Below are 19,646 nucleotides of genomic sequence, written 5' to 3' on the forward strand. Positions count from 1 at the left end.
TCATCCCTCCCGTGCCGCGGCGCACACCGCGCGCGTGATCCGTTGCACGTCCTCGTCCGAGGTGACGTACGGCGGCATCGTGTAGATCAGGTCGCGGAACGGGCGCAGCCACACGCCCTCCCGCACGGCGGCGTCGGTGGCGGCCTTCATGTCCACGGCGTGGTCGAGCTGGACCACCCCGATCGCGCCGAGGACGCGGACGTCCCGTACCCCGGGCACGTCGAGCGCCGGCGCCAGGCCCTCCCGCAGACCCGCCTCGATCCGCTTCACCTCCGCGAGCCAGTCCTGCCCCAGCAGCAGCTCGATCGAGGCGCAGGCCACGGCCGCCGCCAGCGGGTTGCCCATGAACGTCGGGCCGTGCGCGAGCACCGGCACCTCGCCCCGCGAGATGCCGTCGGCGACCCGCGCCGTGCACAAGGTGGCCGCCATCGTGAGATAGCCGCCGGTCAGCGCCTTGCCCACGCACATCACGTCCGGGGTCACGGCCGCGTGGTCCGCCGCGAACAGCGCACCGGTGCGGCCGAAGCCGGTGGCGATCTCGTCGAACACCAGCAGCACGTCGTGCGCGTCGCACGCCTCGCGCAGCACCCGCAGATAGGCGGGGGAGTGGAAGCGCATCCCGCCCGCGCCCTGCACCACCGGCTCCACGATCACCGCGGCCAGCTCGTCCGCGTGCCGCTCGATCAGCGACCGCAGATGGTCGGCGTACGACTCCTCGTACTCCGTCGGCGGCGGGTCCGCGAACACCTGGCGCTGGAGCACCCCGGTCCACAGCTCGTGCATCCCGCCCTTGGGGTCGCACACCGACATGGGCTGCCAGGTGTCGCCGTGGTAGCCGCCCCGCCAGGTCAGCAGACGCTGCTTGCCGGGGCGGCCCAGGGAACGCCAGTACTGCAGGCACATCTTGACCGCGACCTCGACCGACACCGACCCGGAGTCGGCCAGGAAGACGTGCTCCAGACCGTCGGGTGACATGTCGACAAGGAGCTTCGCGAGCCGGACAGCGGGCTCGTGCGTGAGCCCGCCGAACATGACATGGCTCATCCGCCCCAGCTGCTCGCGCACGGCCTCGTTGAGGACCGGGTGGTTGTAGCCGTGGATGGCCGACCACCACGAGGACATGCCGTCGACCAGCTCACCGGAACCGTCCGCCCGTCGCAGCCGGACCCCGCTCGCCGCCTCCACGACGAGCGGTTCCCCACGCCCGGGCATCGGGCCGTACGGATGCCACACGTGCCGCCGGTCCAGCTCCAGCAGCTCGGGCACGCTCAGTCCGGGCCGGTCAGGCATTGGGCGCGAGGTCCGTTCCGGCGCCCCGGCGGCGGACCGCGACCAGATCGGTGCGCGCCTCGCCCTTCACCGCGGGCTCGCCCGTCGCGGCGGGCACACCGGCCGTACCGCAGACACCGCCACCCGCGTGCGACCCGCACCCGCCGCCCTCGTGCGAGCCGCACCCGGCGTCGGCGTGCGAACCGCAGCCCGCCTCCGCGTGCGAGCCGCACCCGCCGCCGGCCGTCGCCCGGTGCTCCGGCAGGGTGATCTGGTCCGCGCCCTCGACCTCGAAGCCCGCGTCCGCGATCATCTCCAGGTCGGCCTTGCCCGCCTGGCCCTCGCTGGTCAGGTAGTCGCCGAGGAAGATCGAGTTGGCCAGGTGCAGCGCCAGCGGCTGCATCGTGCGCAGGTGGACCTCACGGCCGCCCGCGATGCGGACCTCCACGTCCGGGCAGACGAACCGGACCATCGCCAGGATCCGCAGGCAGCGCTGCGGGGTGAGGTTCCACTCCTTGGCCAGCGGGGTGCCCTCGAACGGGATCAGGAAGTTCACCGGCACCGAGTCCGGGTCCAGCTCACGCAGCGAGAAGACGACGTCGACGAGGTCCTCGTCGGTCTCGCCCATGCCCGCGATCAGACCGGAGCAGGCGGACAGACCGGCCGCGTGCGCCTTCTGCACCGTGTCCACCCGGTCGGCGTACGTGTGGGTGGTCGTGATGTCCCCGTACGTCCCCTCGGACGTGTTGAGGTTGTGGTTGTAGGCGTCCGCGCCCGCCGCGCGCAGCCGCTCGGCCTGGCCGTCGGAGAGCAGGCCGAGGCAGGCGCACACCTCGACGTCCTCGTTCTGCTCCTTGATCGCCTTGATGGTCTGGGAGACCCGGTCCACGTCCCGGTCCGTCGGACCGCGCCCGCTGGCCACCAGGCAGACCCGCTTGGCGCCGCCCGCGAGGCCCGCCGCCGCGGCCTCGGAGGCCTCGTCCGGCTTGAGCCAGGTGTACTTCAGGATGTCGGCCTTGGAGCCCAGCCGCTGGGAACAGTAGGAGCAGTCCTCCGGGCACAGGCCCGACTTGAGGTTGACCAGATAGTTGAGTTTCACCCGGCGCCCGAACCAGTGCCGGCGCACCTTTCCGGCCGCGGCCACCACGTCGAGCACATCGTCATCGGAGGTGGCCAGTACGGCGAGCGCTTCCTCGCGGGTCGGCAGCTCGCGCCGAAGCCCCTTGTCCACCAGCGTGTTCAGCAGGTCCATGAGGTCCGATCCTGTCCTACGGGACCCTTCCGGGCCAAGGAGACTTCGCACAACAGAGCCGGTTCACCGTGTGGGTATTGCCACACCCTGGGTGACTGCCCCTACCGCTAGGGTCTGTCCGCTACCTACAAAAGCACCGGAGGACCCATGGCGTTCGGCTGGATCGACGAGCAGGCCGAGGCGCGCCGCCGCGCCGGACTCGTGCGTACCCTGCGTCCGCGCCCCGCCGACTCGCCGCTGCTGGACCTGGCGAGCAACGACTACCTGGGCCTGGCCCGGCATCCCGAGGTCACCGGGGGAGCGGCCGACGCCGCCCGGACCTGGGGCGGCGGTTCCACCGGCTCCCGGCTGGTCACCGGCACCACCGCGCTGCACACCGAGCTGGAGCGGGCGCTGGCCGCGTTCTGCGGGTTCGAGGCGGCATTGGTGTTCTCCTCCGGGTACGCCGCCAACCTGGCCGCGGTCGCCACGCTCGGCCCGCACGGCTCGCTGATCGTCTCCGACGCGGGCAACCACGCCTCCCTCATCGACGGCTGCCGGCTCGCCCGGGGCGAGAGGCAGGTCGTCGCGCACGCCGACCCCGAGGCCGTGCGCAAGGCCCTGGCCACGCACGAGGGCGCGGCGATCGTCGTCTCCGACACGGTGTTCTCCGTCGACGGGGACGAGGCGCCGCTGGCCGCGCTGGCCGAGGCGTGCCGGGAGCACGGCGCGGGACTGGTGGTGGACGACGCCCACGGACTCGGGGTGCTGGGCGACGGCGGCCGGGGCGCGCCGTACGCGGCCGGGCTCGCGGGCGCCGACGACGTGGTCGTGACGGCCACCCTGTCCAAGTCGCTGGGCAGTCAGGGCGGCGTGGTGCTCGGCCCGGCCCGGGTGATCGACCACCTGGTCAACGCGGCCCGGACGTTCATCTTCGACACGGGCCTGGCGCCGGCGGCGGCGGGTGCCGCGCTGGCGGCGCTGCGGCTGCTGGAGCGCGAGCCGGAACGGGCGGCGCGGGCCCGTGAGGTGGCCGCGGAGCTGCACGCACGGCTGACCGCCGCGGGTCTGGAAGCGGTACGTCCGGACGCCGCGGTGGTCTCCGTGCGGGCCCCGTCCCCGGAGCAGGCGGTGCGCTGGGCGGCCGACTGCCGTACGGCGGGCCTGGCCGTGGGCTGCTTCCGCCCTCCCTCCGTGCCCGACGGCATCTCACGGCTGAGGCTGACCGCCCGGGCGGACCTCTCCGGGGCCGAGATCGAACGCGCTGTACGAGTCATCGGCGAGACGCGACCATGAGTCGGCGTGACACGGCCGTGCATCGCACCCGAGCGATGGCAGACTGATCGGTTCTGACCGGATTGTGGTTCGGATCGTTCAGATCGTGGTGATGAATCCCGCCCAGCTCTCGGGAGCGAAGAGCAGGGCGGGTCCGGCCGGCTTCTTCGAGTCGCGCACGGCGAGCAGTCCGGCCCCGGGGCCGGAGCGCGGCCGGGCCGTCTCCACACAGTTGTTGGCTCCCGTGCTGTAGCTGCTGCGCAGCCAGCGCACGTCGTGCAGATCGGTACTGGCAGGGACGTTCCGAGGCAGAGCTGACATGGTGCCTCCTTACGCGCCGTCACCTATCCCGGCGATGTAGTCCAACGAGTCCTCGGGGGAAAGGGCGTGGAACTGAAGGGTGTTGAAGGCCTCGGAGTAGGCCATGAGGTCTTCTTTCCGTTCCAGATAGAGGCTACTCGTCAACTGGTCGAGAACAACCACGTCCAGATCAGAAGTGCTCGGAAATGAGAAGATAACGAAAGGTCCGGTGAGGCCGACATGCGCTCCTGCTCCGAACGGCAGGACCTGGAGCCGTACTTGGGGCAGGCGGGCGGCCTCCGTCAGCCGCTCCAGCTGCCGGGCCATCACCTCCGGCCCGCCCACCTCGCGGCGCAGCACCGCCTCGTCCAGCACGGCGCTCAGCACCAGCGGCGGGTCCGAACGCAGCACGTCCTGCCGGGCCAGACGCACCTCCACCAGCGTGTCCAGGCGGTCCTCGGCCAGGTCTTTCACGGCCGCCCGGGTCACCGCGCGGGCGTACTCGGGGGTCTGCAGCAGACCGGGCACGACCGTGGTCTCCAGCGTGCGCATCGCGCTCGCCTGCGACTCCAGGCTGATGAAGTCGCGGTACGTGGGCGGCAGTACGCCGCGATAGGCGTGCCACCAGCGGTGCCGGCCGCCCGCGTCCTCCGCGCCCGCCAGCATCAGCAGCAGCTCGCGCAGATGGGCGTCCCGCACCCCATAGGCATCCAGGAGTAACCGCAGATCCGCCGATTTCACGCCGCTGGAGCCGGTCTCGATGCGGCTCACCTTCGACTGGTGCCAGCCGACCAGCCGGGCCGCCTCACCGCTCGTGAGCCCAGCGCCGGTACGCAGCATGCGCAATTCGGCGCCCAGTTTGCGGCGGCGCACTGCAGGACCGTTCTGCATGGGCTCCTCCTTACTCCTTCCGGGCCGCCCAAATACGGTCTCGCGTCGCAGAGTTCACCGCTTTGAGCGACAGATATATGCATATCTTGGTGGATCGCCCCCCGTGACCGGCCGTTGATGGCAGTCTGGCGAACAAGCACCAGTCCGGGACCGTACTCGAACCCTCCGCCGTCTGTCGGACCGCGGTCCCGTGGGAAAGGGACGACGTCGCCATGGCAGACCATCTGGAAGCATCCGTCACTCTGCCGAGCGATCCCGCTTCGGTCTCCGCCGCCCGCTCCTACGTGGTGGGGACCCTCGTGGAGTGGGGCCTGCCGTCGGACACCGAAACCGCCGACACCGTGCGACTCATCGTCTCCGAACTCGCCACCAACGCCGTACAGCACACCTTCGGGCAGTCACCCACCTTCACGGTCGACATCGCGCTGCACCGTGACGAACACCTGCGCATCGGTGTCACGGACAGTCATCCGCGCTTCCCGAAGAGACTGCCCGCCGCCGTCCAGCAGGACAACGGCCGCGGCATGGTCATCATCCGCTGGCTCACCGCGGAGTGCGGCGGCAGACTCCGCATCCGCCCCACCCGCGAGGGCGGCAAGACGGTCTCCATCGAACTCCCCTGGATCGTCCCGGCCGCACCGGTGCCGGCCGGACAACCCGAGCCGTAGCCTCCGGCCGAGTCGCGCAGTCCTCGGGTCGGTGCGCTCAGCCCCTCTCCCTGCCCGCCCGAACGCCCCGCGCAGCAGCGCGCGGAAGGCGTCCGCCGTCGGATTCGTCTCGTCCGCGCGGTACGCCGGGACAGCCGGAGCCGTAGCCCTCCGGCCGGGGCCGCGCCGGTGCGTCCTGCCGAGCCGGGCTCGGGCGTTGACCGGGATGCCCTGTCCGACCGGCCGGGTCGCGCACGACCGACGCGTCGTGGCGTCGGCCGGCGTCGTGAGCGCATGAGTCTCGGGTCGGTGCGTTCAGCCGCTCGCCCCTCTCCCCGCCCGCCCGAACGCCCCGCGCAGCAGCGCGCGGAAGGCGTCCGCCGCCGGATTCGTCTCGTCCGCGCGGTACGCCACCGAGATCGTCCGGCGCAGCCGGCCGTCCTCCAGGTGCCGCACCCCGACCGGTGTGGTCGCGGTCCGCGCCACCATCTCCGGTACGACGGCCACCCCCAGCCCCGCGCTGACGAGCGCGCACACCACGGCGTACCCGGGTGTCGGCACCAGCAGCGCCGGCGTGGCCCCCGCCCCGGCGAGCAGGGCCTCGATCTCCCGCCGGGCCGGATGGTGCGGCGCCATGCTGATCAGCGGCTGCCCGGCCAGCTCCGCCAGCGGCAGCCGGGACGAGGCACTGCCGAGCGCGTGTCCCGGGGCGGTCACCAGCACCAGCTCGTCCTCCAGGACCGGCTCCAGCCGCACCGCGGCCGGCACCGGCACGGGCTCGGCCGGGTGGTACGTGTGGGTGAGCGCCAGGTCCACCTCACCGGCCGCCACCGCGGTGACCCCGGCCGGCGGGTCGTAGTCCGCGACCGAGAGCCGGACGTCCGGATGCGCCCGGCGGAAGGCGCTCAGCGCCGGCGGCAGCAGATGCACCCCGGCGGTCGGGAAGGTGCCCAGCCGCAGCGCGCCGCCGGTCAGGCCGGTCAGCCGCGCCAGCTCGTCCAGCACCCTCCTCGCACGGGCCACCAGCACCTCGCCGGCCTCGGTCAGCCGGGCCCCGCGGTGGTGGCGCACCAGCAGCGCCGTGCCCGCCTCCCGCTCCAGCTTGGCCAGCTGCTGGGAGAGCGCGGGCGGCGTGTAGCCGAGCCGGTCGGCGGCCCGGGTGATCGAGCCGGCCTCCGCGACCGCCACGAGCGCGGCGAGCCGAGTGGGGTCGTACATACGCCCAGCCTAAAGCAGTGCTTAGGGCAGACCGTGCTGATTCGAAATACCTGGTGAAGGCTCCGCCGGTGCAGCCTGGAGGGCATGGACGGACAGCTCATCGCCTTCACCGGCATCGCCGCGGGACTCGTCGCCATGCCGGGCGCCGACTTCACCGTGGTCGTGCGCAACGCCCTCGTCTCACGCCGGGCCGGCGCGATCTGCGGACTCGGCATCGCGGGCGGACTCCTCGTGCACACCACCCTGGCGGTGGCCGGCGTCGCGGCCGTCCTGGTCGCCGTGCCCGCGCTGTTCCGGGCGCTGCAGCTGCTGGGCGGCGCCTATGTGCTGCAGCTCGGCCTGCGCACCCTGTGGGCGCTGCGGCGGCCCGCCCCGACGCCGGAGCAGATCGCGGCCGAGGCCGCCCACCCGCTCCGGCAGGGGTTCGTCACCAACGTGCTCAATCCGAAGGCCTCGCTGACCTTCCTGAGCCTCCTGCCGCAGTTCGTGCCCGCGGGGAGCCCCGCCCTGCCCCGGACGCTCCTGCTCGCGCTGATCGTGTGCGCGCTGGCGCTGGCGTGGTTCCAGGCGGTCGCGCTGCTGGTGGACCGGCTCGGCAGGTGGCTGCGCCGGCCCCGGGCCGCCCGTGGGCTCCAGGCGGGCACCGGGGTGGCGCTGACGGCCCTGGGAGCGGCCCTGCTGCTGGAGCCGCTCCTGGCCTGACGGAGGGTCAGCTGACGCGGCCGTACCAGACGCTCCTCGTCCAGATCTTCTGGAGCTTCACCACGTCTCCGGTCTTCGGGGCGTGCCAGATCTTCCCGTGGCCGGCGTAGATGCCGACGTGGTAGACGCTGGAACCCGAGTGGAAGAAGACCAGGTCGCCCGACTTGCGGTTGCGGGCGGAGATGTGGTGCGTCTTGTTGTACTGCTGGGCGGCCGTGCGCGGCAGCTTCTTGCCCGCCTTCTTGTACGCGTAGAGCGTCAGCCCCGAGCAGTCGAACCTGCGCGGCCCGGTGGCGCCCCACGCGTACGGAGCGCCCTTCTTGGACGCCGCGATCTGGAGTGCTTTTGTCGCTGTGGTCGCGGCGGAGGCGTCGGTCGCGAGACCGGGCACCGCGATGGAGCCGCCCACGGCGGCGAGGGTGAGGGCCGAGGCCGTGCCGGCCCGGGCCATCAGCGACGGGACACGATTGAGCGCAGTCATGCGCAACCCTTCGTCAGCCGCCTGTGAAGGATGACCTGTCGGATTCGGGCTGGCGAAGTAGCCCGGCCGCGTTACCGCGACTTCACCCCAAGGGTTGCTCGGAGGCAGAAGCCCGTCCGTGTCGAACAGACGAACATCCGTCCCGGCGACCCGCCTTGCTTGGGTCCTCCACTCCTGCCGATCCACTCCTGTCGACCGGTCATCCGGGCGGCGGCAGGACTCGGCGTCCGCCCGGACCGCCCCGCCGCGGTGGCGGGGGCTTGTCGTCAGACAGGGATCTTGACGCACAGCTGTCTGAAAATCCCAACGGAATCGGGGGTTTGTGGCGTTACTCACCACTCGCCCGTTCGGGTGGACACTGCTCTGTTCGAGCCTCCGTCAGTTCCTCGCCGTAGCCCCCGACCTGCGGCGAAGCCTTCTCCGCCGCCCTCTGGACGCGCAAGTTGCGCAACTCGGGAGGCCCGGAAAGCGATCAGGAAGTCCACCGGTCGGCGGTACGTCGTTCGGGCCGTTTCAAGTCCCGTCCGAACGGCAGGCGTCGACGCGCGGGGCCGCCGGACCGGAGCGGTGTCCGCCTCAGCCGACGCCGTCCGGCGGGAGCATGACGCGAGCGGCCCGGCGCTCGCCGTCGAGCACCCGCAACGCCCGTGCCAGCGTGTCCCCGTGCAGCTCCGTCTCGCCCCGCTGGTGCATCAGCGCGAGCGCGTCCCGCAGCTCTGTCGCCTTGCGCACCAGGGCCTGTGCCGCCCGCAGCCCGAGGTAGGTGTCCCCGGGGCGGGCCGGATTGATGCGACCCAGCAGGTCGACCGCCTCCAGGTAACGGTCGATCAACTCGCCCTCGGCGCGGGTCAGGGCGGGCAGCGGCGGCAGGTCCGGCAGCATGGGCGGCTCACCTCGCGTCCGGTGCGCCGGGCGTGTCCCGGCGGCTCGGCACGATGCCGTCCACCAGACCGTACGCGAGCGCCCCGGGGGCGTCCAGGATCAGGTCACGCTCCAGATCCCCGTGGACCTCCTCGGCCGTGCGCCCTGTGTGCCGGACGAGCATCTCCTCCAGCGTCGTACGGATCCGGGTCAACTCCTCGGCCTGGATGAGGAGGTCGCTCGGCCGTCCGCGCACCGGCTCGGGCAGCGCGGGCTGTTCGATCACCACGCGGGCGCCGGGCAGCGTGAACCGCTTGCCCGGGGCACCGGCCGCGAGCAGCACGGCGGCCGAGGCGACAGCCTGCCCCAGGCAGTAGGTCGCCACGTCACAACTGACGTACCGCATCGTGTCGTAGATCGCCGCCATGGCGTCGAAGGAACCGCCCGGCGAGTTGATGTACAGCGTGATGTCCCGGTCCGGAGCCGCGTGTTCGAGGTGCATCAGCTGCGCCGCCACGTCGTTCGCCGCCGCGTTGTCGACCGGCGTGCCGAGGAAGACGATCCGGTCCTCGAAGAGCCTGGCGTACGGGTCGAGGGTGCGCACGGCGGATCCCGTGCGCTCGGTGAACTCGGGCAGGACATGGCGGGCGGCCGGTCGGTGCATGGACATACCCCTCCTCATGGCGAGGCCCCTCCTCGTGGCGGGACCCCGGAAGGCTCGGCTTCTGTAAAAAATGTACAGGACGTACGTGACGTTATGATGGGGGCATGGCCTACGAGATTCCGGTGACGCAAGCCAGGGCTGAGCTCGCCGACCTGATCAACCGCGTCGTGTACGGCGGTGAGCGCGTCGTCGTGACCCGGCACGGCAAGCCGCTGGTCGCCCTGGTCTCGGCGGCCGACCTGGAACGGCTCGACGCGCTGGACGAGCCGGCCGAGGAGCAGGTCATCAGCTCGGTGTCCGGGGTCCGTGAGGCCGGTTCTGCGCCGCGCGAACAGCAGCGCTTCGGGATCGCGGCGGAGCACCGCCCGCCGGGCACGTCCTGAGCCGCTCGTCTCTGCCGGAGCCCATCGCGCGGTCATGCGCGGACCAAGGTCTGGTTAACGTCGTTGAAACTCCGGCGTTCTAGCCTGCCGATCCACGCCACCAGGGGTTTTTCTGCCCGGGATTGACGACGATCCGGGGATTTGTCTGTGTGTTACATCTATCCCCGTCGCGGTGGCTGCGGCAATCCGGACCCCGCACGGTCCGGAGCAAGGACTGTGAGGTGGGACGTGCAACTGACCCCGCACGAGCAAGAGAGGCTGCTCATCCATGTGGCGGCCGACGTGGCCGAGAAGCGCAGGGCCCGTGGGCTCAGGCTCAACCACCCGGAAGCGGTCGCGCTCATCACGTCGCACATCCTGGAGGGCGCGCGGGACGGCCGCACCGTCGCCGAGCTGATGTCCTCCGGCCGCAAGATTCTGACCAGGGACGACGTCATGGACGGCGTCGCGGAGATGATCCACGACGTCCAGGTGGAGGCCACCTTCCCGGACGGCACCAAGCTCGTCACCGTCCACGAGCCGATCATCTGAAGGGGGCCGTGATGATTCCCGGAGAGATCCTGTTCGCGGACGGCCCCGTCAGCTTCAACGCCGGCCGTGAGGTCACCCGTCTGACGGTCCTCAACGCCGCCGACCGGCCGGTCCAGGTCGGCTCCCACTACCACTTCGCCGAGGCCAACCCCGGCCTGGAGTTCGACCGCGCCGCCGCCCGCGGCAAGCGGCTGAACGTCGCCGCCGGCACCGCCGTCCGCTTCGAGCCCGGCATCCCCGCCGAGGTCGAACTCGTGCCGCTGGCCGGCGCCCGGATCGTGCCCGGGCTGCGCGGGGAGACCGGGGGTGCCCTCGATGCCTGAGATCTCCCGCGGCGCCTACGCCGACCTGTTCGGGCCCACCACCGGCGACCGGATCCGGCTCGCCGACACCGACCTGCTGATCGAGATCGAGGAGGACCGCTCCGGCGGCCCCGGCGGCTCCGGGGACGAGGCGGTCTTCGGCGGCGGCAAGGTCATCCGCGAGTCCATGGGCCAGTCCCGTGCCACCCGGGCCGAGGGCACCCCCGACACCGTGATCACCGGCGCCGTCGTCGTCGACCACTGGGGGGTCGTCAAGGCCGACGTCGGCATCCGCGACGGCCGGATCACCGCCCTCGGCAAGGCCGGCAACCCCGACACCATGGACGGCGTCCACCCCGACCTCGTCATCGGCCCCGAGACCGAGATCATCGCGGGCAACGGGCGCATCCTGACCGCCGGCGCCATCGACGCGCACGTCCACTTCATCTGCCCCCAGATCGCCGACGAGGCACTGGCCTCCGGCGTCACCACCCTGGTCGGCGGCGGCACCGGCCCCGCCGAGGGCTCCAAGGCCACCACCGTCACCCCCGGTCCCTGGCATCTGGCCCGGATGCTGGAGGCGATGGAGGCCTATCCGGTCAACGTCGGCTTCCTCGGCAAGGGCAACACTGTCAGCCACGAGGCGATGCTCTCCCAGATCCGCGGCGGTGCCGTCGGCCTGAAGCTGCACGAGGACTGGGGCTCCACGCCCGCGGTGATCGACGCGGCGCTCACGGTCGCGGACCGGACCGGCATCCAGGTCGCCATCCACACCGACACCCTGAACGAGGCGGGCTTCGTCGGCGACACCCTCGCCGCCATCGCGGGCCGGGGCATCCACTCGTACCACACCGAGGGCGCCGGCGGCGGCCACGCCCCCGACATCATGACCGTCGTCTCGCAGCCGAACGTGCTGCCCAGCTCCACCAACCCGACCCGGCCCTTCACCGTCAACACGACCGAGGAACACCTCGACATGCTGATGGTGTGCCACCACCTCAACCCGGCCGTCCCGGAGGACCTGGCGTTCGCCGAGTCCCGGATCCGGCCGTCCACCATCGGCGCGGAGGACATCCTCCACGACCTCGGCGCGATCTCGATCATCTCCTCCGACTCCCAGGCCATGGGCCGCGTCGGCGAGGTCGTCCTGCGCACCTGGCAGACGGCCCACGTCATGAAGCGCCGGCGGGGCGCGCTGCCCGGTGACGGCCGCGCCGACAACCACCGCGTACGGCGCTATGTCGCCAAGTACACGATCAACCCGGCGCTCGCCCAGGGCCTCGCCGCCGAGATCGGCTCGGTCGAGACCGGCAAGCTCGCCGACCTGGTCCTGTGGGAGCCCGCGTTCTTCGGCGTCAAGCCGCTCCTCGTGCTCAAGGGCGGACAGATCGCGTACGCGCAGATGGGCGACGCCAACGCCTCCATCCCCACCCCGCAGCCGATCCTGCCCCGCCCGATGTACGGCGCGATCGGCCGGGCCCCGGCCGCCAACTCGGTCAACTTCGTGGCCGACGCGGCGATCGAGGACGGGCTGCCGGAGCGGCTGGGGCTCGGCAAGCGGTTCGTGGCGATCGAGTCGACGCGCGCGGTCACCAAGGCCGACATGCGCGAGAACGACGCCCGGCCGGACGTCCGGATCGACCCCGACAGCTTCGCCGTCCACATCGACGGCGAGCTGGTCGAGGCCGCCCCGGCCGCCGAACTGCCCATGGCCCAGCGCTACTTCCTCTTCTAGTGTCCAGGTCAGCACTGCTCGTCCTGGCCGACGGCCGCTTCCCCGCCGGAGGGCACGCGCACTCCGGCGGGGCCGAGGCCGCCGTCAAGGCGGGACGGATCACCGACGCCGCGAGCCTGGAGGAGTTCTGCCGGGGCCGGCTGCACACCGCGGGGCTGGTCGCCGGGGCGCTGGCGGCTGCCGCCGCGCTCGGCGTGGATCCGGGGGAGCTGGACGCGGCGGCGGACGCCCGCACCCCGTCCCCGGCTCTGCGGACCGCTGCCCGGCGACTTGGCCGGCAGCTGCTGCGGGCCGCCCGGACGACCTGGCCGTCACCCGAACTCGACGCCCTGGCCCGGGAGTTCCCCAAGGGCGCCCATCAGCCGGTCGTGCTCGGGCTCGCCGCCCGCGCGGCCGGACTCGCGCCCGAGGACGCGGCCCACTGCGCGGTGTACGAGAGCGTGAGCGGTCCGGCGACGGCGACCGTGCGGTTGCTGAGCCTCGACCCGTTCGACGCGACCGGGGTACTGGCCCGGCTGGCGCCGGAGCTGGACCGCGTCGCGGACCGGGCCGTGGAGGCGGCGAGGAGGGTGACCGGCGAGGGTGTCGGCGCGCTGCCCGCTGCTTCGGCGCCGCTGCTGGAGGTCATGGCCGAGGCCCACGCCGCGTGGCCGGTCCGGCTGTTCGCGTCCTGATCCCGACCTTGGGTCCCCCCACACACTTCGTCAGACCTTGGAGCCGTCCATGCATCTCGACCACCACCACGCCGGCCCCGCCGCCGTCAGCGCGGACGCCCGCCGTCCCGACGGGACCCGCCGAGCCCTGCGCGTCGGGCTCGGCGGTCCCGTCGGGTCCGGCAAGACCGCCACCGTCGCCGCGCTCTGCCGGGCGCTGCGCGACGAGTTGTCCCTCGCCGTCGTCACCAACGACATCTACACCCGCGAGGACGCCGAGTTCCTGCTCCGGGAGGCCGTGCTGCCGCCCGAGCGGATCACCGCCGTCGAGACGGGCGCCTGCCCGCACACCGCGATCCGCGACGACATCTCCGCCAACCTCGAAGCCGTCGAGGACCTGGAGGACGCGGTCGGCCCGCTGGACCTGATCCTCGTCGAGTCCGGCGGCGACAACCTCACCGCCACCTTCTCCAAGGGGCTCGTGGACGCCCAGATCTTCGTCATCGACGTGGCCGGCGGCGACGACATCCCGCGCAAGGGCGGGCCCGGCGTCACCACCGCCGACCTGCTCGTCGTCAACAAGACCGACCTCGCCCCGTACGTCGGCTCCGACCTCGCCCGGATGGCCGCCGACGCCAAGGCGCAGCGGGCCGAACTCCCGGTCGTCTTCCAGTCGTTGCGCGGTGGGCCCGGTGTCACGGACGTGGCCGCGTGGGTCCGCGAACGGCTCGTCGCGTGGACGGCGTGACCGTCACCGGGGTCCGGGCCGGCGCCCGGATCGTCGCCCGCGCCGACGGCCGCGGCGGCACGGCCCTGCCCGTCCTGGACGGCGAGGGCCCGCTGGCGCTGCGCCGCACCCGGTCGACCGGCCCCGAGGCGAAGGTCATGGTCGTCGGCGCGATGAGCGGCCCGCTCGGCGGCGACCGCCTCACCCTGACCGCCCGGGCGGAGCAGGGCGCCCGGCTGCACGTCGGATCGGCCGCCGCCACCCTCGCCCTGCCGGGCCAGGCCAAGGACGAGGCCCGGTACGACGTACGGCTCGACGTGGCCGACGGCGCCGAACTGCGCTGGCTTCCCGAGCAGTTGATCTCCGCCGAAGGCAGCGACCTGTACGTCACCACCCGGGCCGAACTCGGCGCCGGTGCCCGGCTCGTGCTGCGCGAGGAGCAGGTGCTGGGGCGGGCCGGGGAGCGACCCGGGCGGCTCACCAGCCGGCTGACCGTGCGGGTCGCCGGCCGGACCGTACTGGACCAGGAACTGGCCTGCGGCCCCGGCGCACCCGGCGGCTGGGACGGCCCGGCGGTGCTCGCCGGGCACCGCGCGGTGGGCCAACTGGTCGTCGTACGGCCCGAGTTCGCCGAGCATCAGCCCTCCGCGCGGATGCTGGGGGAGTGCGCCGCGCTGGTGCCGCTCGCCGGGCCCGCGGTGCTGGTCAGCGCCGTGGCGCCGGACGCGCTGCGGCTGCGGCGGCTGCTGGACGAGGCACTGACCCGGCTCGACTGAGGCACCCCCGTGGAGCGTCGCGCTCAGCGGGACATGATCGTCCGGTTATCGGATTGGTAAAGATGGGTGGAAAACCCTGTTCTCAGCGGGCCCACAGCCGAGAGGATCCCCGCCTGACCACTCACAGCGAGGTACGGGGAGGGGCCCCACTTGAGGGAGAACAGACCGAAGAGCCGCCTGCTGGCGCTCGGTTCGGCCGGAGCACTCGTCACCGCCACCCTGATCGCCGGCGCCGTGTCGGCGCCCGCGGCCGGTGCCGTCGGACGGCCCGGCCCGGACCGGGAGGCCAAGGGCGCCGAGATCGCCGCCGCCCGGGCGGCCAAGGCCGGCATCAAGTGGCAGGACTGCCCGGACGACTGGGGGCTGGAGAAGCCCATCCAGTGCGGCTGGGTCAGCGTGCCGCTCGACTACGCCCACCCCTACGGCAAGCAGATCAAGCTCGCCGTGGACCACATCGGCAACACCGGCACCAAGAAGGAGCGCCAGGGCGCGCTCATCTACAATCCGGGCGGCCCCGGCGGCTCCGGCCTGCGCTTCCCGCGCCGGGTCACCACCAAGAACGCCGTCTGGGCCAACGTCGCCAAGGCCTACGACTTCGTCGGCTTCGACCCGCGCGGCGTCGGCCACTCGACGCCCATCTCCTGCATCGACCCGCAGGAGTTCGTCAAGGCCCCGAAGATGGACCCGGTGCCGGACAGCCAGGCCGACAAGACCGCGCAGCGCAAGCTGGCCCGCGAGTACGCGGACGGCTGCGCCGAGCGCAGCGGCGCGATGCTGCCGCACATGACCACGCCGAACACCGCGCGCGACCTGGACGTCATCCGCGCCGCGCTCGGCGAGAAGAAGCTCAACTACCTCGGTGTCTCCTACGGCACCTACCTCGGCGCCGTCTACGGCACCCTCTTCCCCGGCCACGTGCGTCGCATGATCGTCGACAGCGTGGTCAACCCCTCCCGCGAGAAGATCTGGTACCAGGCCAACCTGGACCAGGACGTCGCGTTCGAGGGCCGCTGGAAGGACTGGCAGGACTGGGTCGCCGAGAACGACGCCACCTTCCACCTCGGCACCACCCGCGCCGCCGTCCAGGCCAAGTGGCTCCAGCTGCGCGCCACGGCCAAGAAGAACCCGATCGGCGGGGTCGTCGGCCCGGCCGAGCTGATCTCCTTCTTCCAGAGCGCCCCGTACTACGACTCCTCGTGGGTGCCGGTCGCGACGGTCTTCAGCAAGTACGTCGCGGGCGACACCCAGGCACTGGTCGACGCCGCGGCCCCCGACCTGTCGGACACGGCCGGCAACATCGCCTCGGAGAACGGCAACGCCGTCTACACGGCCGTCGAGTGCGCCGACGCCAAGTGGCCCACCAGCTGGCAGAAGTGGGACCGGGACAACACCCGGCTGCACAAGGACTACCCGTTCCTGACCTGGTCGAACGCCTGGATGAACCTGCCGTGCGCCACCTGGTCCGCCAAGCAGCAGACCCCGGTCGACGTCAAGACCCATAAGGGCCTGCCGCAGGTGCTGATAGTGCAGTCCACCCGTGACGCCGCCACCCCGTACGACGGCGCCGTCGAGCTGCACAAGCGCTTCCAGGGCTCCCGCCTGATCACCGAGAAGGACGCGGGCTCCCACGGTGTGACCGGCCTGGTCAACCCGTGCATCAACCAGCGCGTCGACTCCTACCTGATCAACGGCAAGCTGGACGGCAAGGACGTGACCTGCACCCCGCACGCCACGCCCAAGCCGTGACCCCACCCGTACGGTGACGAGGGGCGGCCGGACCTTCCGGCCGCCCCTTCGCTACGCCGTGCGCCAGGCATCCTCCGCCGCGTAGTCGAACAGATCCGGGTACACCTGGGTGAGCAGCAGAAAGCCCGTCCGCCAGTCCCGCCCGCGCAGCGCCTCGGTCAGCCACTCCACCGTCTCCGGCAGGCTCTCGGCGTACGACACCACGGGCCGGTAGCCCAGCTCCCGCGCCGCGGCCGACATGTCGAACACCACCGGCAGCGGCACCGACCACGGGGTCCGCCCCACGGATCCGGCCGGCGGCCCGTCGAGGTACGTCGTCCGGCTCTCCACCCCCATCACGGCGTCGATCGCGGCCACCGTCGGCGCCTCGCCGTCACAGGCGTTGAGCACCCGGGAACCCGGCCGGGCCGCCGCCAGCCGCACCAGCTCGGCGATGTTCCGGGCGCTCGACGGATGGAACCGGCTCTCACCCCGGTACGCCAGCACCCGGTCCCGCCGTCCGTCCAGGTTCCGCTTGACGAAGTACAGTTCGCGCGGCAGCGGGCTGTGCGGCCCGTGCACCGCGCCCGCCCGCAGCACCGTCACCGGCAAGTCGCCGCCGGACGCGTGGAGTTCACGCTCCAGTGCGGCCTTGCGCGTGCTGTACGACGCCTCGCCCGGGGCGAGGGCCGGCTGGGTCTCGGGCACCGGCACCGGGTAGACCGGGAAGCCGTCCGGCTCGCCCTGGGTGTCGAAGCCGCGTCCCGCGCCGTCCTCGTACACCGACACGCTGGAGATCACCACCGCCGAGCCGATCCGGTCCGCGAGACCCGTCAACTGCCGTGCGTGCCCGGCGTCGTAGGCGACCACGTCGACCACCAGGTCACAGCCGTCACCCACCACCGCGGCCAGGGCCGCGCCGTCGGCGCGGTCCAGCCGGACCGTCCGTACCCCGTCGTCCCAGGCCGCGTCCCGGCCGCCGCCCCGCGAGGCGGCCGTCACCGCCCAGCCGTCCCGCGCCAGCGCCGCCACCACCGGACGGCCGATCTGCCCCGTCGCCCCGATCACCACAGCCCTCTTCATGCGCCGAGCCTAGGCACACCGCCCGCCGGTGACACGGCTCTTCTGCCGACGGCAGAGGTCAACTCAGCGGCGCCCGCGGGAATCTGCGCTCCCGCGCGCCCTGCTCCGCCGCCTGCCGCTCCTTGACGACGGCCGCGTACTCGTCGACGTACTCCTGCCCGGACAGGCCCAGGATCGCGTAGATGATCTCGTCGGTGATCGCCCGCAGCACGGCCTTCTCGTGCTCCATGCCGGCATAGCGGGAGAAGTCGAGGGGCTCGCCGAAACGGATGGTCACCGGGTGGAGCCTGGGTACGACCTTGCCGGGCGGCTGCGCCTCGAACGTGCCGATCATCGCGCAGGGCACCACCGGGACCCCCGCCGTCAGAGCCATCACGGCGACCCCGACCTTGCCCTTGTACAGCCTGCCGTCGTGCGACCGCGTGCCCTCCGGGTAGATGCCGAGCAGTTCGCCCCTGCCCAGCACCTTGAGCCCCTCGCGGATCGCGGCCTGCCCCGCCTCCTTGCCGGAGCGGTCCACCGGGATCTGCCCGGCGCTGCGGAAGAAGAACGCGGTGAGCCGGCCCTTCAGCCCCGGACCGGTGAAGTACTCCGCCTTGGCGAGGAAGGTGATGCGACGTCTCAGTATCGCCGGCATCAGGAAGTGGTCGGAGAAGGACAGGTGGTTCCCGGCGATGATCGCCGGGCCCGAGTCGGGCACGTGCTCCAGGCCTTCGATCCGGGGACGGAAGACCAGCTTGAGCAGCGGACCCAGCACCACGTACTTGAGCAGGTAGTAGAACACGGCTCGCCCCTCACTCCGCTTGGCCGGTGTGAGTCATCTGTAACCGCCCGGGGCCCCGGTCATGCTGACCGGGCGCGGCGGGCGTCCGCCGCCCTCCGGCGTGCCCCGGTCCGCCGGCCGCTCCCGGCCCCGTACGATGTCCCCGATGACCGGCACCGGCACACACGCCCCGCGACCGCCCCAGCGGCGGCACCGCGCGCTGCTCGTGCTGGCCCTGCTGGCCGGTCTGCTCGGCATGCACGCCCTGGCGCCCGGCGGGGGCATGGGACACGCCGGAGCGGGACACGAGCGCGCCGCGCACGGTGCGGTCGTCGCCACCGCGCCGGACGACTGCCCGGACGGTGCCGGTCACTGCGGCGACCACCGGCCGCACCACGCCGACCCCAGCTGTGCCTCGGGCGCGGTGCACGGCGGCCCGGAGCTGCCCGGACCGATCCCCGACCCGCTGACCGTGCCCGCCGCTGCCGACTGCCCGCGCTCCGCTCCGGCCGCCACGCCGGAGGGCGCCCGCGCCCCGCCCGATCTGGCCGAACTCCAACTCCTGCGGATCTAGAGGCCGCCCCGGCCGCACGCCCTGCCGTACGCAGGTGCCGCGGCCGTGCGCACGCGTGCCCGAAATCCCTTCAGAACAGCAGGAGTTCCCCCTATGTCCACCCGTACCCTGATCCGCCGTGCCGCCCTCGCCACGGTCGCCGTGACCAGCGCCCTCGTCCTGGCCGCCTGCGGCGGCAACGGCGACGACAGCGACACCGGCGGCCACACCGGCCACGGCGGCTCCGCCTCCGCGAGCGCCGCACCGGGCGCGTCGGCCGGCGCGCACAACGCCCAGGACGTCGCCTTCGCGCAGGGCATGATCCCGCACCACCAGCAGGCCCTGGAGATGGCGCGGCTCGCCGCCGACCGGGCCTCCTCGGCGCAGGTGAAGGACCTCGCCGCGCGCATCGAGAAGGCGCAGGACCCGGAGATCCGCACCATGACCGGCTGGCTCAAGGCCTGGGGCGAGGAGCTGCCCATGGCCGGCATGGACCACTCGGGGCACGCCGGAATGTCCGGAATGATGAGCGAAGCCGACATGGCGGGCCTGGAGAAGGCCACCGGCAAGGACTTCGACACCAAGTTCCTGTCGCTGATGGTCGAGCACCACCAGGGCGCCGTCGAGATGGCCACCACCGAGAAGCAGAAGGGCCGCGACAGCGCGGCCAAGGCCATGGCGGACGCCATCGTCACCGCGCAGAACGCCGAGATCAAGGAGATGAAGCAGCTCCTCGGCACGAGCTGACGGCACGGCGGGCGGGGGCCGGTGCCACCACCGGCAGTGCCCTCCCCGCTCGCCAGAGCGAGCAGGTGGGCGGCCAGGGCGCGGGCGCTCGGGTGGTCGAACACGGCGGTCGCGGTGAGCGCGACCCCG

Annotated in this window: 23 protein-coding genes and 1 riboswitch; of the genes, 13 read left to right on the top strand and 10 right to left on the bottom strand. The window is 72.5% G+C overall.

What is annotated here, in order from left to right; all coding sequences use genetic code 11:
• Both ABZ937_RS39170 and bioB read right to left on the bottom strand, forming a co-directional pair.
• The gene (locus ABZ937_RS39170; protein WP_361699524.1) at positions 1-1,290 is read right to left on the bottom strand and encodes an adenosylmethionine--8-amino-7-oxononanoate transaminase; all 1,290 of its coding nucleotides are present in this window, start codon (positions 1,288-1,290) and stop codon (positions 1-3) included.
• Positions 1,283-2,521, bottom strand: coding sequence for a biotin synthase BioB (bioB, locus tag ABZ937_RS39175; RefSeq protein ID WP_361699526.1), 1,239 nt, complete (start codon positions 2,519-2,521; stop codon positions 1,283-1,285). The genes ABZ937_RS39170 and bioB overlap by 8 nt, the downstream gene beginning before the upstream one ends.
• Positions 2,522-2,668: 147 nt before the next feature.
• Between bioB and ABZ937_RS39180 the strand changes: the two genes are divergently transcribed.
• Entirely contained in the window at positions 2,669-3,796 is a 1,128-nt protein-coding gene (locus ABZ937_RS39180; RefSeq protein ID WP_361699528.1) for an 8-amino-7-oxononanoate synthase, read from the top strand.
• A gap of 78 nt (positions 3,797-3,874) precedes the next feature.
• Here the strand turns inward: ABZ937_RS39180 and ABZ937_RS39185 are convergent, their stop codons facing one another.
• Together ABZ937_RS39185 and ABZ937_RS39190 are read right to left on the bottom strand one after the other, a co-directional pair.
• Positions 3,875-4,096, bottom strand: coding sequence for a DUF397 domain-containing protein (locus ABZ937_RS39185; protein WP_361699530.1), 222 nt, complete (start codon positions 4,094-4,096; stop codon positions 3,875-3,877).
• A 9-nt stretch (positions 4,097-4,105) separates the two neighbouring features.
• On the bottom strand, positions 4,106-4,966 hold the full coding sequence (locus tag ABZ937_RS39190; RefSeq protein WP_361699532.1) for a helix-turn-helix transcriptional regulator: 861 nt from the start codon (positions 4,964-4,966) through the stop codon (positions 4,106-4,108).
• 212 nt (positions 4,967-5,178) lie between these two features.
• On the opposite strand from ABZ937_RS39190, the gene ABZ937_RS39195 reads away from it, so the two are divergent.
• Positions 5,179-5,634, top strand: a complete 456-nt coding sequence (locus tag ABZ937_RS39195; RefSeq protein WP_361699534.1) for an ATP-binding protein — start codon at positions 5,179-5,181, stop codon at positions 5,632-5,634.
• Between the two features lie 294 nt (positions 5,635-5,928).
• Here ABZ937_RS39195 and ABZ937_RS39200 read toward each other — a convergent pair whose 3' ends face one another.
• Complete coding sequence (locus ABZ937_RS39200) at positions 5,929-6,831, bottom strand: LysR family transcriptional regulator (protein ID WP_361699536.1); 903 nt, start codon at positions 6,829-6,831, stop codon at positions 5,929-5,931.
• 84 nt (positions 6,832-6,915) lie between these two features.
• Between ABZ937_RS39200 and ABZ937_RS39205 the strand changes: the two genes are divergently transcribed.
• Positions 6,916-7,533 carry a LysE family translocator gene (locus ABZ937_RS39205; protein ID WP_361699538.1) on the top strand — a complete coding sequence of 206 codons (618 nt, stop codon included), beginning with the start codon at positions 6,916-6,918 and terminating at the stop codon, positions 7,531-7,533.
• A gap of 7 nt (positions 7,534-7,540) precedes the next feature.
• On the opposite strand, the gene ABZ937_RS39210 is transcribed toward ABZ937_RS39205, so the two are convergent.
• The 3 genes from ABZ937_RS39210 to ABZ937_RS39220 all read right to left on the bottom strand — a co-directional run bounded on the left by ABZ937_RS39210 (position 7,541) and on the right by ABZ937_RS39220 (position 9,539).
• Positions 7,541-8,014 (bottom strand): C40 family peptidase, encoded by a 474-nt coding sequence (locus tag ABZ937_RS39210; protein ID WP_361699540.1) that lies wholly within the window; start codon positions 8,012-8,014, stop codon positions 7,541-7,543.
• A 3-nt stretch (positions 8,015-8,017) separates the two neighbouring features.
• Positions 8,018-8,250, bottom strand: a riboswitch (cyclic di-AMP (ydaO/yuaA leader).
• 340 nt (positions 8,251-8,590) lie between these two features.
• Positions 8,591-8,896 carry a hypothetical protein gene (locus ABZ937_RS39215; RefSeq protein WP_361699542.1) on the bottom strand — a complete coding sequence of 102 codons (306 nt, stop codon included), beginning with the start codon at positions 8,894-8,896 and terminating at the stop codon, positions 8,591-8,593.
• Positions 8,897-8,903: 7 nt separating this feature from the next.
• The gene (locus ABZ937_RS39220; RefSeq protein ID WP_361699565.1) at positions 8,904-9,539 is read right to left on the bottom strand and encodes an ATP-dependent Clp protease proteolytic subunit; all 636 of its coding nucleotides are present in this window, start codon (positions 9,537-9,539) and stop codon (positions 8,904-8,906) included.
• 104 nt (positions 9,540-9,643) lie between these two features.
• Between ABZ937_RS39220 and ABZ937_RS39225 the strand changes: the two genes are divergently transcribed.
• From ABZ937_RS39225 to ABZ937_RS39260, 8 genes are all read left to right on the top strand, one after another.
• Positions 9,644-9,922 carry a type II toxin-antitoxin system Phd/YefM family antitoxin gene (locus ABZ937_RS39225; RefSeq protein ID WP_361699544.1) on the top strand — a complete coding sequence of 93 codons (279 nt, stop codon included), beginning with the start codon at positions 9,644-9,646 and terminating at the stop codon, positions 9,920-9,922.
• A 228-nt stretch (positions 9,923-10,150) separates the two neighbouring features.
• Positions 10,151-10,453 carry an urease subunit gamma gene (locus ABZ937_RS39230; RefSeq protein ID WP_059248006.1) on the top strand — a complete coding sequence of 101 codons (303 nt, stop codon included), beginning with the start codon at positions 10,151-10,153 and terminating at the stop codon, positions 10,451-10,453.
• An 11-nt stretch (positions 10,454-10,464) separates the two neighbouring features.
• Positions 10,465-10,776, top strand: a complete 312-nt coding sequence (locus ABZ937_RS39235; RefSeq protein ID WP_361699545.1) for an urease subunit beta — start codon at positions 10,465-10,467, stop codon at positions 10,774-10,776.
• Entirely contained in the window at positions 10,769-12,490 is a 1,722-nt protein-coding gene (locus ABZ937_RS39240; protein WP_361699547.1) for an urease subunit alpha, read from the top strand. The genes ABZ937_RS39235 and ABZ937_RS39240 overlap by 8 nt, the downstream gene beginning before the upstream one ends.
• A complete protein-coding gene (locus ABZ937_RS39245) occupies positions 12,490-13,164 on the top strand; it encodes an urease accessory UreF family protein (RefSeq protein ID WP_361699549.1) in 675 nt (224 codons plus the stop codon). The genes ABZ937_RS39240 and ABZ937_RS39245 overlap by 1 nt, the downstream gene beginning before the upstream one ends.
• A 49-nt stretch (positions 13,165-13,213) precedes the next feature.
• On the top strand, positions 13,214-13,891 hold the full coding sequence (ureG, locus tag ABZ937_RS39250) for an urease accessory protein UreG (protein ID WP_361699551.1): 678 nt from the start codon (positions 13,214-13,216) through the stop codon (positions 13,889-13,891).
• Positions 13,888-14,646 (top strand): urease accessory protein UreD, encoded by a 759-nt coding sequence (locus ABZ937_RS39255; protein ID WP_361699553.1) that lies wholly within the window; start codon positions 13,888-13,890, stop codon positions 14,644-14,646. Before ureG ends, ABZ937_RS39255 begins: the two co-directional genes overlap by 4 nt.
• Before the next feature lie 150 nt (positions 14,647-14,796).
• Positions 14,797-16,392, top strand: coding sequence for an alpha/beta hydrolase (locus ABZ937_RS39260; protein WP_361699555.1), 1,596 nt, complete (start codon positions 14,797-14,799; stop codon positions 16,390-16,392).
• Between the two features lie 51 nt (positions 16,393-16,443).
• Here ABZ937_RS39260 and ABZ937_RS39265 read toward each other — a convergent pair whose 3' ends face one another.
• Positions 16,444-17,442: an NAD(P)-dependent oxidoreductase gene (locus tag ABZ937_RS39265; protein ID WP_361699567.1), complete on the bottom strand. Its 999-nt coding sequence runs from the start codon at positions 17,440-17,442 to the stop codon at positions 16,444-16,446.
• Between the two features lie 70 nt (positions 17,443-17,512).
• A complete protein-coding gene (locus ABZ937_RS39270; protein WP_361699557.1) occupies positions 17,513-18,238 on the bottom strand; it encodes a lysophospholipid acyltransferase family protein in 726 nt (241 codons plus the stop codon).
• A gap of 145 nt (positions 18,239-18,383) precedes the next feature.
• Here ABZ937_RS39270 and ABZ937_RS39275 point away from each other — a divergent pair, with 145 nt between their 5' ends.
• Together ABZ937_RS39275 and ABZ937_RS39280 are read left to right on the top strand one after the other, a co-directional pair.
• Positions 18,384-18,791 (top strand): DUF6153 family protein, encoded by a 408-nt coding sequence (locus tag ABZ937_RS39275; RefSeq protein ID WP_361699559.1) that lies wholly within the window; start codon positions 18,384-18,386, stop codon positions 18,789-18,791.
• 93 nt (positions 18,792-18,884) lie between these two features.
• Entirely contained in the window at positions 18,885-19,517 is a 633-nt protein-coding gene (locus ABZ937_RS39280) for a DUF305 domain-containing protein (protein ID WP_361699561.1), read from the top strand.
• Positions 19,518-19,646: the final 129 nt, after the last annotated feature.

This window comes from Streptomyces sp. NPDC046727, from assembly GCF_040645635.1.
In the GTDB taxonomy this organism is placed as follows: Bacteria; Actinomycetota; Actinomycetes; order Streptomycetales; family Streptomycetaceae; genus Streptomyces.